The organism is Sulfuriferula plumbiphila (assembly GCF_009938015.1).
Taxonomy (GTDB): domain Bacteria; phylum Pseudomonadota; class Gammaproteobacteria; order Burkholderiales; family Sulfuriferulaceae; genus Sulfuriferula; species Sulfuriferula plumbiphila.
Genome location: NZ_AP021884.1, coordinates 3233529 through 3248351 on the forward strand (window position 1 = coordinate 3233529; position 14823 = coordinate 3248351).

The 14823-nt window shown below is 60.8% G+C and carries 15 protein-coding genes; 11 read left to right on the forward strand and 4 right to left on the reverse strand.

Annotated elements, in window-relative coordinates:
* Positions 1–89 precede the first annotated feature (89 nt).
* From hemE to phoU, 11 genes are all read left to right on the forward strand, one after another.
* A complete protein-coding gene (gene hemE / locus GZH91_RS16535) occupies positions 90–1160 on the forward strand; it encodes a uroporphyrinogen decarboxylase (protein ID WP_147070943.1) in 1071 nt (356 codons plus the stop codon).
* A 346-nt stretch (positions 1161–1506) separates the two neighbouring features.
* Entirely contained in the window at positions 1507–3705 is a 2199-nt protein-coding gene (locus GZH91_RS16540; protein WP_174861825.1) for a primosomal protein N', read from the forward strand.
* A gap of 60 nt (positions 3706–3765) precedes the next feature.
* A complete protein-coding gene (gene argS, locus GZH91_RS16545; RefSeq protein WP_147070947.1) occupies positions 3766–5508 on the forward strand; it encodes an arginine--tRNA ligase in 1743 nt (580 codons plus the stop codon).
* A 28-nt stretch (positions 5509–5536) separates the two neighbouring features.
* On the forward strand, positions 5537–6121 hold the full coding sequence (locus GZH91_RS16550; protein ID WP_147070949.1) for an SPOR domain-containing protein: 585 nt from the start codon (positions 5537–5539) through the stop codon (positions 6119–6121).
* Positions 6122–6136: 15 nt separating this feature from the next.
* Entirely contained in the window at positions 6137–6814 is a 678-nt protein-coding gene (locus GZH91_RS16555) for a thiol:disulfide interchange protein DsbA/DsbL (RefSeq protein ID WP_147070951.1), read from the forward strand.
* A 22-nt stretch (positions 6815–6836) separates the two neighbouring features.
* A complete protein-coding gene (locus tag GZH91_RS16560; RefSeq protein ID WP_147070952.1) occupies positions 6837–7604 on the forward strand; it encodes an SDR family oxidoreductase in 768 nt (255 codons plus the stop codon).
* A 68-nt stretch (positions 7605–7672) separates the two neighbouring features.
* Positions 7673–8308 (forward strand): LuxR C-terminal-related transcriptional regulator, encoded by a 636-nt coding sequence (locus tag GZH91_RS16565; RefSeq protein ID WP_147070953.1) that lies wholly within the window; start codon positions 7673–7675, stop codon positions 8306–8308.
* Between the two features lie 61 nt (positions 8309–8369).
* Positions 8370–10349 (forward strand): site-specific recombinase, encoded by a 1980-nt coding sequence (locus GZH91_RS16570; RefSeq protein WP_161984309.1) that lies wholly within the window; start codon positions 8370–8372, stop codon positions 10347–10349.
* Entirely contained in the window at positions 10346–11293 is a 948-nt protein-coding gene (locus tag GZH91_RS16575; protein ID WP_147070957.1) for a Nudix family hydrolase, read from the forward strand. The genes GZH91_RS16570 and GZH91_RS16575 overlap by 4 nt, the downstream gene beginning before the upstream one ends.
* A complete protein-coding gene (locus tag GZH91_RS16580; protein WP_147070958.1) occupies positions 11290–11751 on the forward strand; it encodes a hypothetical protein in 462 nt (153 codons plus the stop codon). Before GZH91_RS16575 ends, GZH91_RS16580 begins: the two co-directional genes overlap by 4 nt.
* A gap of 92 nt (positions 11752–11843) precedes the next feature.
* Complete coding sequence (phoU, locus tag GZH91_RS16585; RefSeq protein ID WP_147070960.1) at positions 11844–12548, forward strand: phosphate signaling complex protein PhoU; 705 nt, start codon at positions 11844–11846, stop codon at positions 12546–12548.
* 65 nt (positions 12549–12613) lie between these two features.
* Here phoU and GZH91_RS16590 read toward each other — a convergent pair whose 3' ends face one another.
* From GZH91_RS16590 to GZH91_RS16605, 4 genes are read right to left on the reverse strand one after another with little or no spacing between them, the layout of a single operon-like run.
* Positions 12614–12886, reverse strand: a complete 273-nt coding sequence (locus GZH91_RS16590) for an oxidative damage protection protein (protein ID WP_147070962.1) — start codon at positions 12884–12886, stop codon at positions 12614–12616.
* 51 nt (positions 12887–12937) lie between these two features.
* Positions 12938–13489 carry a hypothetical protein gene (locus tag GZH91_RS16595; protein WP_147070964.1) on the reverse strand — a complete coding sequence of 184 codons (552 nt, stop codon included), beginning with the start codon at positions 13487–13489 and terminating at the stop codon, positions 12938–12940.
* Between the two features lie 44 nt (positions 13490–13533).
* Positions 13534–14442 (reverse strand): tRNA glutamyl-Q(34) synthetase GluQRS, encoded by a 909-nt coding sequence (gene gluQRS / locus GZH91_RS16600; protein WP_223264481.1) that lies wholly within the window; start codon positions 14440–14442, stop codon positions 13534–13536.
* A gap of 14 nt (positions 14443–14456) precedes the next feature.
* Positions 14457–14753, reverse strand: coding sequence for a glycosyltransferase (locus GZH91_RS16605; protein ID WP_223264482.1), 297 nt, complete (start codon positions 14751–14753; stop codon positions 14457–14459).
* Positions 14754–14823 lie beyond the last annotated feature (70 nt).

Here is a 14823-nt window from a genome sequence, read left to right on the forward strand (position 1 = left end):
GGCTCAGAGAAAACCCGGAAATTGTCGGTTCGCTTCTCTGTGTTCTCCGTGCCCTCCATGGCTAACCAGTTCTTAAAGAAAAGCGCCCCATGCCCAAGCTAAAAAACGATACCTTCCTGCGCGCCCTGCTGCGCGAACCCGTGGACTACACGCCGGTATGGCTGATGCGCCAGGCCGGGCGCTACCTGCCGGAATACAACCAGACCCGCGCCCGCGCCGGCGATTTCCTGTCGCTGTGCAAGAATCCCGACCTCGCCACCGAAGTCACGCTGCAACCGCTGGCGCGTTTTCCGCTGGACGCCGCCATCCTGTTTTCCGATATCCTCACCATTCCCGACGCAATGGGGCTGGGCTTATACTTTGCCGAAGGTGAAGGCCCCAAGTTCGAGCGCCCACTGCGCGAGGAATGGGAAATCCGTGCACTCACCGCGCCTGATCCGGTCGAACACCTGGGCTACGTAATCGACGCAGTCAGCCAGATCCGTCGCGCGCTGGACAACAGCGTGCCGCTGATCGGCTTTTCCGGCAGCCCGTTCACGCTGGCGTGCTACATGATCGAAGGCCAGGGCGGCACTGACTTCGCCACTGTGAAGAAAATGCTCTACCAGCGTCCGGATCTGCTGCACCACATCCTCGCCACCAATGCGCGTGCGGCCACCGACTATTTGAACGCCCAGATCGAAGCCGGCGCGCAGGCCGTGATGATTTTCGACACCTGGGGCGGCGTCCTGTCACACGCCGCTTATCACGAATTCTCGCTGCGCTACATGGCCGGGATCGTGTCCAATCTCAAGCGTGAACACGATGGCGCAAAAGTACCGGTCATCCTGTTTACCAAGGGCGGCGGCAACTGGCTGGAAGCCATGGCCGCCACCGGCTGCGACGCGCTGGGGCTGGACTGGACCGTGGATATTGGCAGCGCACGGACACGGGTGGGCGACCAGGTAGGGCTGCAGGGCAACCTCGACCCGGCCATACTGCTCAGCGACCCGGACACAGTGCGCATTGAAGTTGGCAAGGTATTAGCCAGTTATGGTCACGGCAACGGACATGTATTCAATCTGGGTCATGGCATTTCCCAGTTCACACCACCGGAAAACGCAGCCGCACTGGCACATGCGGTGCATGAATTGAGCCGCCCTTACCACATTACCGGGTAACGAAGGTAACGTGGAGAAAGGCATCATGCAGGTGCGGGCAATTAGAAAAGTCAATATCGAAGAATACTTATGCACAATAATTGAGCGTTCGTTTCCATTTCTGAGCGTACTTGCTTGACTTGCAATAAAAACATATATCATATTGATTTGTAATGAATATTTATATTGCCGTTTTTTTACGCCGGAACTAAAAAGTCTTTAGCGTCATTGCCTTTGCAGGCTTACTAGAACTTTGCCCACAAAGTTATCCACAGATTGCGTGGATAACTCGATTTTCTCTGCGATGAGAATGTCTTAGCAACCAATTGCAGAATTCACCCGAGCAAACTGCGCTATCCTGCCTACCATGCCCAGCGCCCCACCCATTGCCCAGATTGCACTGGATATACCGGTACCCCGGTTATTCGATTACCTGGCACCGGGGTTAACAAAAGCCGACATTGGCCAGCGCGTGCGCGTGCCGTTCGGACGCAAGGAGATGGTGGGTGTGGTCATGGGCCTGCTCCCGGACAGCAGCTACGCCCTACACAAATTAAAGCCGGTACTGGAAGTCTATCGTGATGCCCCGGCCCTATCGACCGAGCTGCTGCGACTGCTGAATTTCTGCAGCGATTACTACCATTACCCGCTCGGCGCTACGGTGATGGCCGCATTGCCCACGATCCTGCGCCGCTCGCAGCCAGTGCAAGTCAAACTTGCCAGCGCATGGCAACTCACAGCAGCCGGACTGACGCTGCGTACAGACGATTTGCCCGCCCGCGCACCTGCCCAGCGCGCACTGCTTGACCACATGCGGGACGGCCAGGCCCACCCCGGCACGGCATTGGCCGCAATCTGCCGCGGCTATCGCAGCATCGTGAAAGCCTGGGTCAGCCGCGGCTGGGCAGCGCAAATCATCCAGCCCGCCACGCTGCACCCTCACCCTGCAGAGGCGGATGCGCCACCGCAACTCACCGCTGCACAACAGGATGCGGTGGCGCAGATCAGCGCGGCGTTTGCGCATTATCAGGCATTCCTGCTGCATGGCATTACCGGCAGCGGCAAGACCGAGGTTTATCTGCATCTGGTGGCGGCCGCACTGGCGCGTGGCGGGCAGGTATTGCTGCTGGTGCCGGAGATCAATCTCACGCCGCAGCTCACCGGCGTATTTCGCGCACGCTTTCCGCACATTGCAATCGCCACCCTGCATAGCGGCATGGCAGAGGGCGAACGCCTCACGCACTGGCTGGCCGCCGCCGAGGGGCGCGCGCGCATCGTGCTGGGTACCCGGCTGGCGGTATTTGCCGCGTTGCCACAACTGGCGCTGCTGATTGTGGACGAAGAGCATGACAGTTCTTTCCATCAGCAGGACGGCTTGCGCTATGCCGCACGCGATGTAGCCGTGGTACGCGCGCAGCAGCGTGGCGTGCCGGTGGTGCTCGGTTCAGCCACCCCGGCGCTGGAGACCTGGCACAATGCGCAGGGAGGCCGCTACACGCTCATCAGCCTTAATCAGCGTGCTATCGCCCACGCCCGCCTGCCCACTATCAGCCTGCTCGACACGCGCAGCTGCAAGCCCGATGAAGGATTGTCGGCCACCTTGCTGGCTGCCATTCGCAGCCGTCTCGACGCGGGACAACAGAGCCTGGTGTTCGTCAACCGGCGCGGTTATTCCCCCGCGCTGATGTGTTTTGAATGTGGCTGGAGCGCAGCATGCACACGCTGTTCCGCCAAACTGGTGCTGCACCTGCGCGAGCACCAGCTGCGCTGCCACCACTGCGGCCATGTCGAACAGGTGGTGCACGCCTGCCCGGCATGCGGCAACCTCGACCTCAAACCGGGCGGTTTTGGCACCCAGCGCATCGAAGACAGCCTCACCCGCCACTTCCCGCAAGCGCGCATCCTGCGGGTTGATCGCGACAGTACACGCAAAAAACACAGCTGGCCGGACATGCAGCGCGCCATACGCAAGGGCGCAGCCGATATCCTGGTTGGCACGCAGCTGCTGGCCAAGGGGCACGATTTTCCCAAGCTCACGCTGGTGGGGGTAATCAATGCCGACAGCGCCCTGTACAGCCCGGATTTTCGCGCTACCGAGCGCCTGTTCGCGCAACTCATGCAGGTGGGCGGGCGCGCCGGGCGCGCCGGCGCAGCGGGTGAGGTATTGATACAGACGCAGTTCCCCGAGCACCATCTGTACCGCCTGCTGCAGCGCCATGACTATGCCGGCTTTGCCGCGAGCCTGCTGGCTGAGCGCGCCGCTGCCGGGTTCCCGCCGTTCGTGCATCAGGCCGTACTGCGCGCGGAAGCAGGCAGGCTCGATACCGCGCTGGCTTTTTTGCACAAGGCACAATGCGCCGCACCGCACATGACCGGCGTCACCCTGTTCGACCCGACGCAGGCTGCCATGGCGCGCAAGGCCGGCGCAGAACGCGCCCTGCTGCTGGTGCAGTCGCCCACACGCAAAGTCCTGCAGGCTTTTTTAAGTGCCTGGATGCCGCAGCTATATGCACTCAAGGCGAATAACGTGCGCTGGAATCTGGATGTGGATCCGCTGGAGATATGATGCCTACACGGCCATGCGGACAGGCAGCTATAATAGGCAACCTTTTTTGCAGATTGCACCATGAGCGCCCCTTACACCGAAATCAAACCGCACCTGATCGCGCTGTTCCGCGCAGCCATTGCCGCTGCGCTGCCCGAGGCAGGTGATGCGCCAGTAGAAATCGAACATCCGCGCGACGCTGCGCACGGCGACTACGCCTGCAGCGTGGCGATGAAACTGGCCAAAACCTTGCGCCGCAACCCGCGCGAACTGGCGCTGGTCATCCAGGCTGCTCTGCCTGCCTCGCCGCTAGTGGACAAAACCGAAATCGCCGGCGCCGGCTTCATCAATGTGTTTTTGCAGCCGGCCGCCTACCAGCAGATCGTGCCGCACATCTTTGCTCAGGGCGACAGCTTTGGTAATAGCCGCAGCGGCAACGGCAAACGGGTGCAGGTGGAATTCGTCTCGGCCAATCCCACCGGGCCGCTGCATGTCGGACACGGGCGCGGCGCGGCCTACGGCGCCAGCCTCGCCAATGTGCTGGCCGCCGCCGGATATGACGTGGCGCGCGAGTACTACGTCAACGATGCCGGACGCCAGATGGACATCCTGGCGCTCTCCACCTGGCTGCGCTATCTCGAATTATGCGGCATCCAGCTACCTTTCCCGGGCAATGCCTATCAGGGCGATTACGTACGCGGCATGGCGCAAATGATGTTTGATGCGCACGCCGACCGCTACGTGCATGAGCCGTGGCGCGTGCTTGATGGCGCGCCTGATTTCGCAACCGCACCCGACGCGCATCTGGATCAGCTGATCGCCAATGCCAAAATGCTGCTGGGCGCCGATTACGCTTATGTGCACGACCTGGTGCTCACCGAGCAACTCGGCGACTGCCGCAACGACCTGCTGGAATTCGGTGTCGAATTCGACCAGTGGTTCTCCGAGCAATCCCTGTACGATTCCGGCATCGTGCAGCGCACGCTGGCGCTGCTGGAAAAAAACGGTCACATCTACACGCAGGACGGCGCCAAGTGGTTCCGTTCCACCCGCTTCGGCGATGAAAAAGACCGCGTGGTACAGCGCGAAAATGGCCAGTACACCTATTTTGCTTCGGATATTGCCTACCACCTCAACAAGCTGGAGCGCGGCTTCGACTGGCTCATTGACGTGTGGGGTGCCGATCACCACGGCTATATTGCGCGCGTGACCGGTGCATTGCAGGCACTGGGACTTTGCGCCGACAAACTCAGCGTGGCGCTGGTGCAGTTCGCTGTGCTCTATCGCAACGGACAGAAAGCGGCGATGTCCACGCGTTCGGGCGAATTCGTCACCCTGCGTGAGTTGCGGCACGAAGTCGGCAACGACGCGGCACGTTTCTTCTATGTGCTGCGCAAGTCCGACCAGCACCTGGATTTCGACCTGGATCTGGCCAAGTCACAAACCAGCGACAACCCGGTCTACTACATCCAGTACGCCCATGCGCGCATCTGCAGCGTGCTGGCGCAATGGGGCGGTGATCCGGCACTCCTGGCAGACGCTGACTGCACCCCGCTCACCAGCGTTTATGAACTCGACCTTCTGCACCGCCTCGCCGAATACCCTGGGGTGGTGGACATGGCCGCACGCGAACTGGCACCGCACGCGATTGCCTACGCCCTCAAAGACATCGCTGGCGCCCTGCATGCCTATTACAATGCCGAGCAGTTTCTGGTCGACGACAAAGCCATGCGCCATGCGCGACTCGCCCTCATCACCGCCACCCGCCATGCATTGCGCCATGGCCTCACGCTGCTGGGTGTAAGCTGCCCGGACAAAATGTAAGCAACACCCAATAAGGACTCCACACCCCATGGCACGCGATTACAAATCCCGCCCCAGCGAGCAGAAAAAAGGCGGCTCGCTATTTTCCGGCATACTCATCGGTTTGCTCATCGGGCTCGCCATTGCCATCGCGATTGCACTGTGGGTGGACAAAAGCAACCCGTTCACCGCACGCGAAAAACCCGCCGCCATGGAGAGCAAGGGCAAAACCGCACCCACTCCGCCTGCGGCCAGTACCCCCGCAGAAGAAAAACCCCGCTTCGATTTTTACAAAATATTACCCGGCAACGAAGCCGCCATGACCGACCAGGATTTGCACCGGAACCCGACGCCGCCTGCAGGTGAAAGCTATTATCTGCAGGCGGGTGCATTCCCCGACAGCGCCGATGCTGACAACCTCAAGGCGCGCCTGGCACTGCTTGGCTATGAGGCGGCCATCCAGACTGCTGAAATCCCCGGCAAGGGCATATGGCATCGGGTTCGCGTGGGCCCATTCAGCAGCATGGATGAGCTCAACAAGACACGTACCACGCTGGAGCAAAACCAGATCAAGACCCATCTGGTACGGGTCAAGAACGCAACCACGAATACGCAGTCGAACCCAACACCGTAACCCGAGGAGAAGACGATGTCCCTGATGCGCAAATTTGTGTTGATGATTGCCCTGTTGGGCGTGGGTGCATTACCGCTGGCGCATGCCGATGCGACGCACCCCGTGGCGGGCAAGGATTACCAGGTAATCAGCCCCGAACTCAACACAGACAGCGGCAATAAAATCGAGGTGGCGGAATTTTTCTGGTATCGCTGTCCGCACTGTTCGCATCTCGAGCCGGCACTCAACGCCTGGATCAAAAAATTGCCCAAGGACGTCGCCATCCGCCGCATTCCTGCGGTGCTGAATGAATCCTGGCTGCCTCTGGCCAAGGCCTATTACACGCTGGATTTGCTGGGCAAAGTACCGGCCCTGCATGATGACGTATTCAACGCCATTCACGTGCAGGGGATCGATCTCAACAACCCCGACGTGCTGTTCGACTGGGCAGCCAAACAAGGTATCAACCGCAAGACGTTTGCCGATACCTATAACTCCTTCGACGTGCAAAGCAAGGTGATGCGCGCCAACCAGCTCACCCGCGACTCCAGAATCGACGGCGTGCCGGCGTTTGTAGTGGCTGGCAAGTATTCCACCTCGGTGTCCATGACCGGCAGCGAAGACGCGCTGTTCAGGACCCTCGACAGCCTGATTGCAAAAGTGCGTAAAGAGCATTCGAAACAAGTCCGGCATGCGTCAGCCAAAAAACACTAAGCGTCACTAGGCCAGCTGCGCAATGACCGCCCTGCGCGTTTTCATCACCGGCGCATCGAGCGGTGTGGGTGCGGCACTTGCCCGTCACTATGCCGCGCAGGGTGCGCAACTCGGGCTGGCGGCACGGCGCGCGGACAAGCTCGCGCCCTTTGTCAACGAGTTGCCCGGCTGCGCCATCTACCCGCTGGACGTGCGTGACCATCTTGCCATGCAGGCCGCAGGCGCCGATTTTATCGCGCGCTTTGGCGTGCCGGATGTCGTCATCGCCGCAGCCGGCATCAGCGTCGGCACACTCACCGAACATGCTGCGGATCTTGAGGTATTCCAGGCCGTAATGGACATCAATGTGATCGGCATGGTGACCACCTTTCAGCCCTTCGTCGCTGCCATGCGCGACGCGCGCAGGGGCGTGCTGGCAGGTATCGCCAGCGTAGCGGGTATCCGTGGCCTGCCCGGTGGCGCAGCATATTCTGCGTCCAAGGCAGCCGCCATTACCTATCTGGAGTCGCTGCGGGTCGAACTCTTCCACAGCGGCGTGGCAGTGACTACCATCAGCCCTGGCTACATCGTCACGCCGATGACGGCGGTCAATCCGTATCCCATGCCCTTCATCCTGCAAGCCGATGTGGCGGCCGCGAAAATTGCCCGTGCCATCGCGCGCCGGCGACGCTATCTCACCCTGCCCTGGCAAATGGCGCTGGTGGCGTGGGTGCTGGGTCTGCTGCCGCGTGCGCTGTACGACCGCCTGTTCTGGCATGCTCCGCACAAGCCGCGTAATCTGCCGCTGTGAATATCGTTGAGTTGATGGTTACAATGTACGCATAACACCTGCTTCAAACCGGCTTGGAGGCTGCCACCATGACCATTTCCATCCTGCTGATAGACGACCACCCGCTCACCCGTCTGGGTATTGCACGCACCCTGGAAAACACTCCGGGAATGCAGGTCAATGCACAATGCGCGGACATCAAAACCACCCGCGAGTGGCTGGCGACCACAGGCAGTCAGGCCGAGATTGCCCTGCTTGACCGCATTCTGCCCGACGGCGATGGCCTCAGCCTGGTGCAGGAATTAAAAAAACGCGGCATCCGCACGGTGATGCTGACCATGGCCGGAGAAGATTTCGAGATCAGCGAAGCCATCGAAGCCGGGGTGGATGGCTATATCCTGAAAAGCGCCGATCCGGAACAGCTCATCAACGCGATTCAATCCGTGGCGCAAGGCAACAGCATGTTCCCGTCCCACATCATGCAAAAGCTGGCGCGCGGCGAACTCAAACAGGACATGTTCAGCAAACTGTCGCAGCGCGAGCGCGAGATCGTCGAACTGGTCGCACAGGGGCTATCCAACAAGGCCATCAGCAGCCGCCTGGATTTGTCCGAAAACACGGTGCGCAACCATCTCTCCAACATCATGGAAAAACTGGGCATGCAGAATCGCGTACAGGTTGCCACCAGTGCGTTGAAGCATGCCCGCATCACTGACAAAAACTGAACTTCCGGCGCCTCGTTGTGCCACCTTTTGCTGCCGGACTACGAGGAACCACGATTCACGCATGGATTACACCGCACCGTACCTGGAACGCACGCTGAAACGCATGGCAGCCGAAACCGGGGCTGCCGACCCGACGCTGATCAAACGCCTGATTTTTCACCTTCGTCCCGGCACGTCTGAACCCAGCGAGCGCGCCGCGACGCATCTGGCCGACCTGCTTGGCCTGATTGAACGCAATGCCGGTTACGCACAGGCATTACGCTTTCATCTGCTGGGACTATTGCTGGCGAAAAAATCCGCCAACCTGCTGCGCGACAGCGGAATACTGCCGCGTCGGGGCGTCGGTACCGAGCTGTCGCGCCGCATTGGCTTCAAATTACTGCCGCCTGTTGCCGATCCGGATTCGCTGCGTGACTGGCTGGACGAGACATTGACCCCACGCGACACGGAATGGATAGCCGCAGTGGATATACAGCTCTGGTACCGGCTGCTGTACGCGCTCAATCTGGACACGCTGGATGACAGCAGCGCCGCTGCACTGCGGCAAATGCTGCTGGATGCCATCAACGGCCTGTCACACCGTATCGCTGCCGAAGGGCTCGACCCCGAGCTGCTGCGTATTGAGCCGACGCTGGAAGAATATGCCTCGCCATTTCTGGCGCAGCATGAAGAAATTTACGCACTGCTTCAGCTCAGTCTGGCGGTTAATCCGGGGCCGCTCGACATTGGTCACGCCATGGTGCTGCTGGATCAGTGCGAAGCGGTTCTGGAGCGTATCCAGCGCCGCGCGGTGAGCGTCGGTACCAGCGTCAATCTGACCCTGTTAAGCAACCGTTTGCACCAGCAGATTGCGCGCATAAGCCGCCTGCTTGAACTGCTGCAGGCAGATTCCATAGCAGCGCGCGTGCCCATCCTGACCACGCTGTTTCTCGCTTTCAGCGCCACCACCAACGAACGTTATAGCGTGCGCAATCTGGTATCCGCCACCACCGGCAGGCTGGCATACCAGATCACCCAGCACGCCGGGCGCACCGGGCAGCACTATATTGCCGACAGCCGCAGCGAATTGATGGGCATGTTCCGTTCTGCCGCCGGCGCCGGAATCATCGTCGCCGCCATGGCCTTGCTCAAGGTGTTGATCATCAAATCCCATCTGGCTCCCCTGCAGGAGGCATTGCTGGTGAGCCTGAATTACGCGCTGGGCTTTCTGCTGGTATTTGTGCTGAATTTCACCATCGCCACCAAGCAGCCCGCGATGACAGCCAGTCTGATAGCGCACACCATCGCTCGTGCGCGCAGCACCAAGGATCAGGACCAGGTCCTGTCCAGTTTTGTCACCAGCGTATACACCAGCCAGTCTGCGGCGATTGCCGGCAACCTGTTACTGGCGTTTATCACCGCCGCACTGATCGGCAGCGGACTCGCCTATTTTTTCGGCGTGCAACCGGTCGACGCGCACAAGGCAGAGCGCCTGCTGAGTGAGGTTAGCCCAGCCGCGCCGATGAATCTGGTGTATGCCGGCGTGGCCGGAGCGGGACTGTTTTTATCCGGTATTGTCAGTGGTTATTACGACAACAAAAGCGTTTATAACCGTATCCCGGAACGCCTGGCATGCCTGAGCTGGCCGCCTTACCTGGTGACCCGGCGCGGCTGGAAGGCCATCGTCGCATACACCGGCAACCATCTTGGCGGCCTCGCCGGCAATGCCTTTTTCGGCTTTTATCTGGGCATGGTGTCAGCGTTTGGCCAACTCTCCGGGCTACCGCTGGATATTCGTCACATCGCGTTCAGCTCCGCCAATTTCGCCTACAGCTGGCAGGCCATGGGCTGGAGCCTGCCGTGGCAGACCATTGCGCTGTCTACTGCTGGGGTGCTGTTGATTGGCCTGGTGAATCTGGCAGTGAGCTTCGCGCTCGCTTTTTATCTGGCGTTACGCGCCAGCAACTTGCCAGCAAAAGAAGCCATGCCCTTGTTGAAACGCACCCTGCTCGCCATGCTGCTCGCCCCCTGGCGCATGTTCAGGCAACGTAATCAGGCATGAACGAACCCGCATCAATGCGTCGTACCCAGGTCGCGGTGGCTGTTTTAACCCGCGCCGACGGGGCATTCCTGCTGGCCAGCCGCCCACCCGGCAAGCCCTATGCCGGCTACTGGGAATTCCCGGGCGGCAAGGTCGAGCCGGGCGAAACCGTACACACCGCGCTGGTACGCGAGCTCCACGAAGAGCTCGGCATCGAGGTGACCCATGCCACGCCGTGGATTACGCGTTATTTCGATTATCCGCACGCACACGTCACGCTGTCTTTTTTTCGCGTCAGCGGCTGGCACGGTGAGCCGCATGCCAAAGAAGGCCAGACCCTGGCCTGGCAAACCCCCGGGACTATCGGCGTCGCCCCGGTGCTACCTGCCAACCACCCGGTTTTCGCGGCGCTGGCGTTGCCGGCAGTTTATGGCATTACCCAGGCAGGCAGTGATCCGGCGGGGTTCATGCCGCATCTGGATAATGCCCTGGAAGGCGGCCTCAGGCTGATCCAGGTACGCGAAAAATCCATGCCCGCCGCCACGCTGGAAGCCTTTGCCCGTGCCGTGCTGGCGCGCGCCCAGGCCCATCAGGCGCGCGTGCTGGTGAATGCCGATGTGGCGCTGGTGCAACGTATCGGCGCACAGGGCGTGCAGCTCAGCGCCGCGCAGCTGGGCGAGCTTGGCAGCCGCCCTGATCTGCCGCTGGTGGCGGCCTCCTGCCACAATGCTGCCGAACTGGATCGCGCCGAAGCGCTGGGCTGCGATTTCGCCCTGCTCTCGCCGCTGCTGCCCACGCCCAGCCACCCCGGCGCGCCTGCACTGGGCTGGGACAACTTCGCTGCGCTCTGCACCGGGCGCACCCTGCCCATCTATGCGCTGGGTGGACTTGGCAGCGCCGATCTGGACCGCGCACGCCGGCACGGTGCGCATGGTGTGGCGCTATTGCGCGGTGCGTGGCTATGAAATTCGGCACCCGTCTAGCCGGACTGTTTACCAGCAACCGGCGTTACCTGCTGAACTGCGCCGCGCTGATCGGCTTGATACTGGCGCTGATTGCAGCCGAGCTCTACCATGTGTTGCAGCCCGATGAGAACGCGCCGCAAACGGTATCCTGCCCTGACCCGGCCAAGCTGTGCCGGTTTGAAGTCGCCGGCAGGCCCGTCGAGCTGCGCTTTTCCGCGCCGCCTTCCGGGCTGCATCCATTCACCCTGCTGCTGCATGCTCCTGCGGCACGCGAGGTCTATGCCAGCTTTATCATGCGCGGCATGGACATGGGATTTAACCGTTACCATCTGCTATCCAGCGGCGCTGGCAACTGGCAGGCACAAGTATTGCTGCCGGTGTGCATAACCGGCCGGCGCGACTGGGTGTTAACCCTCACGGTAGACGGCACCAGTGTGGAAATTCCTTTCCATGGATGAAACGCAATACACATGTTTGTCATGAATACGTCATTGTCCTGCACCGGCCTGACGCTATAATCACGGAACTATCTGAAGGAGGTACCTCCGCCATGGTGCACGAACACACATACAAACAATTCGATGCTGATCTCGAAGGCATCCGCTCACGCGTCTTACAAATGGGTGGCCTGGTCGAGGAGCAGATCTCCAACGCCATCGAAGCGCTGATCAGCGCCAATCTGGAACTGGCCGAGCAGGTCATCAACAACGACCACCAAGTCAACGCACTGGAGGTCGGGCTGGACGAAGACTGCACCCAGATCATCGCGCGTCGCCAGCCCACCGCATCCGACCTGCGCATGGTGATGACGGTGGTCAAAACCATCACCGACCTCGAGCGTATCGGCGACGAAGCCGCCAAGATCGCGCGCATGGCCCGGCGCATTCATGAGTCCGACCGCCTCACCCAGCCGCGCTTCAACGAGATCAAATACATGGCCAACGTGGTGCTGGAAATGCTGCGCCGCGCCCTGGACGGCTTTGCGCGTCTGGATGTATCCAGCGCCGCCGACATCGTGCGCCAGGACATGCAGGTGGACGAGGAATTCCGCCTGGTACTGCGCCACCTCATCACTTTCATGATGGAAGATCCGCGCACCATCTCGGTTTTCATCGACATCATGTTCGTCGCCAAGGCCATCGAGCGCATGGGCGATCACGCCAAAAACATGTCCGAATACGTGGTATACATGGTCAAGGGCAAAGACGTGCGCCACACCACCGTGGAAGAAATCGAACGCGTCGCACAACGTTAATCACGTTTTTCAGCCAATAAAAAAGCCGGAATCAATCCGGCTTTTTTATTGGCTGCGCAGAGAAATTACTTGGCTGGCGGCACGTAACCGGCAGCCACATCCGCACCTTCACCAAAGAAATATTTCTCCACCTGCTCCAGCAGGTATTTGCGCGCCTTGGCGTCGGCCAGGTTAAGGCGGTTCTCGTTCACCAGCATGGTTTGCTGGCGGATCCAGCCGGCCCAGGCTTCCTTCGATACATTCTCATAAATACGCTGGCCGAGCGCGCCCGGCATCGGCGGAAAATCCAGCCCGTCGGCCTCGCGCCCCAGCTTGATACAGTTTACGGTTCTTGCCATTGCCATGACTCCTTACGAAAAACGTGACCCGATGATAGCGGAATCGCCGGCTCAATGCACGTTGAAGCGAGCCAGTTCATCCACCAGTTTGGCTACCAGATCGCGACCGTTCGCGCTCATGCCGCGGGTGAGCAGATCCACATCGCGTTCGCCGTTGACCAGGCGTCGCAGGCTGCCACCCAAGCGCCCCATGTCGCCGCCCACCTTGACCATCTGCTCGGCCATGTCTGCCAGCGCGGAGAGGGCTGACACATCGCCCGTCGCCGCTGCATGTATCATTCCCGCCAGCCCCGGCGCAGCGGCGCTGGGGTCAGGCTGCTGATTGGGATCGGGTAAGGTGGCGGGATCCTGAATCCCGCGCAGGATCGCCTCCACAATAATGCGGTCATCGTCATCCAGCCCGGCGTACACACTGCTGTCGCGCTTGCCGGCAAGCACCTGGCGCACCGCCATCACCATCGCGCCCCAGCCTTGCTGCTCGGCCTGCGCGAGCATCTTCTGGGTTTGCGTCATCAACTCGGGTTTGAGGCAGGCTGTGGCAATGGCGTGAATAAACTGCGCATAAGTCTGGATCACCTGCTGGGTACGTTCGGGTAAAGCCATGTCGGGTTCCTCTCGGGTGCAAAGCATAGCACGCCACTACCGGCCTACAATCTTGCCATGTTGCCCATACGCAGTAGCTGTTGCGGGCGCCAGGCAGACCGTGCCCATCTCCAGAACCCGTCCAGGGTGTCCACATCATCCGGCACCGGGTGGCTAAGAAAGGCCATCGCCCGGCACAGATCCGCAAGCGGATTGTGCGGATTCAGTGTAGGGGCGTTGCTCTGTTTGGAAAGCTTTTGCCCCGTTGCGTTGAGTGCGACGGGCAGGTGCAGATAGGTGGGGTGGGGCAAGCGCAGTAAATTTTGCAGGTATATCTGGCGCGGGGTGGAAGCCAGAAGGTCGGCGCCACGTACCACTTCGGTCACACCCAGCTGGGCATCATCCACCACGACGGCGAGTTGATAGGCAAAGATGCCATCGGCGCGCAGCACGACAAAGTCGCCCAAATCGGCTTGCAGCTGCTGGCATACGCGGCCTTGCAGCACATCATCGAAACAGATCAGGGTATTGTCGGTATGCACCCGCTGCGCGCGCACCGCCCGGCCTGACGGCACGCCGTGGCGGCAGGTGCCGGGATAGACCGCGCCTTCGATACCGTGCAGGCTGGAATCGGCGATCTCGCGCCGGGTACAGGCGCAACCGTATACCTGACCTGTGGCCTGCAGATGATCCAGGGCGGCACGGTAGGCAGGCAGCCGCTGCGACTGATACACCACCGCGCCATCCCATTTGAAACCAAATCGCTCCAGCGCATGCAGAATATCGTCCGCCGCAGCGGGCATACAGCGCTGGGTGTCGAGGTCTTCCATGCGCAGGTGCCATTGCCCATCATTCACTCGCGCTTGCAAGTAGCTGCCGAGGGCGGCCACCAGCGAACCCAAATGCAGCGGCCCAGTGGGCGAAGGGGCGAAGCGGCCGATGTAAGGTGAATCCGTGTGTACCATGCGCGCCATTATCGCGCACATGGCTATCTATTTGAACGGCGGGCCAGCACTGCGCGGTAGAACCCCAGCATCTGCCGCACCATCTGCGGGGCGCTCCAGTCCTGCGCATGCTGCCTTGCTTCGCTGCTCAAGCGCGCACGCAGTACGGTATCGGTGAGCACTTCGCGCAGCGTGGCAGCAAAAGCTCTGGGGTCATCCCCGGCCACGCGACAGCCGCGCCCGGCGGCCAGAATATCGCGCGTGCCCATTACCGCAGTGGACACCACCGGCACGCCCAGCGCCATGACTTCAAGCAGCACCAGCCCCGCCACGGAGTTCACGGAGGAAAGCAATCCTGGGGTTTTTTATGGCCCCACCCAACGGGTGAATGCCAGACGACCTGCAATCCGT

What these genes read in the sequence shown, in the direction of transcription:
- GZH91_RS16550 (WP_147070949.1), top strand. Translation starts at nt 5,537, where the DNA reads ATGGCACGCGATTACAAATCCCGCCCCAGCGAGCAGAAAAAAGGCGGC.
- GZH91_RS16575 (WP_147070957.1), top strand. Translation starts at nt 10,346, where the DNA reads ATGAACGAACCCGCATCAATGCGTCGTACCCAGGTCGCGGTGGCTGTT.
- GZH91_RS16540 (WP_174861825.1), top strand. Translation starts at nt 1,507, where the DNA reads ATGCCCAGCGCCCCACCCATTGCCCAGATTGCACTGGATATACCGGTA.
- GZH91_RS16565 (WP_147070953.1), top strand. Translation starts at nt 7,673, where the DNA reads ATGACCATTTCCATCCTGCTGATAGACGACCACCCGCTCACCCGTCTG.
- hemE (WP_147070943.1), top strand. Translation starts at nt 90, where the DNA reads ATGCCCAAGCTAAAAAACGATACCTTCCTGCGCGCCCTGCTGCGCGAA.
- GZH91_RS16590 (WP_147070962.1), bottom strand. Translation starts at nt 12,886, where the DNA reads ATGGCAAGAACCGTAAACTGTATCAAGCTGGGGCGCGAGGCCGACGGG.
- phoU (WP_147070960.1), top strand. Translation starts at nt 11,844, where the DNA reads ATGGTGCACGAACACACATACAAACAATTCGATGCTGATCTCGAAGGC.
- GZH91_RS16595 (WP_147070964.1), bottom strand. Translation starts at nt 13,489, where the DNA reads ATGGCTTTACCCGAACGTACCCAGCAGGTGATCCAGACTTATGCGCAG.
- GZH91_RS16570 (WP_161984309.1), top strand. Translation starts at nt 8,370, where the DNA reads ATGGATTACACCGCACCGTACCTGGAACGCACGCTGAAACGCATGGCA.
- gluQRS (WP_223264481.1), bottom strand. Translation starts at nt 14,442, where the DNA reads ATGGCGCGCATGGTACACACGGATTCACCTTACATCGGCCGCTTCGCC.
- GZH91_RS16580 (WP_147070958.1), top strand. Translation starts at nt 11,290, where the DNA reads ATGAAATTCGGCACCCGTCTAGCCGGACTGTTTACCAGCAACCGGCGT.
- argS (WP_147070947.1), top strand. Translation starts at nt 3,766, where the DNA reads ATGAGCGCCCCTTACACCGAAATCAAACCGCACCTGATCGCGCTGTTC.
- GZH91_RS16560 (WP_147070952.1), top strand. Translation starts at nt 6,837, where the DNA reads ATGACCGCCCTGCGCGTTTTCATCACCGGCGCATCGAGCGGTGTGGGT.
- GZH91_RS16555 (WP_147070951.1), top strand. Translation starts at nt 6,137, where the DNA reads ATGTCCCTGATGCGCAAATTTGTGTTGATGATTGCCCTGTTGGGCGTG.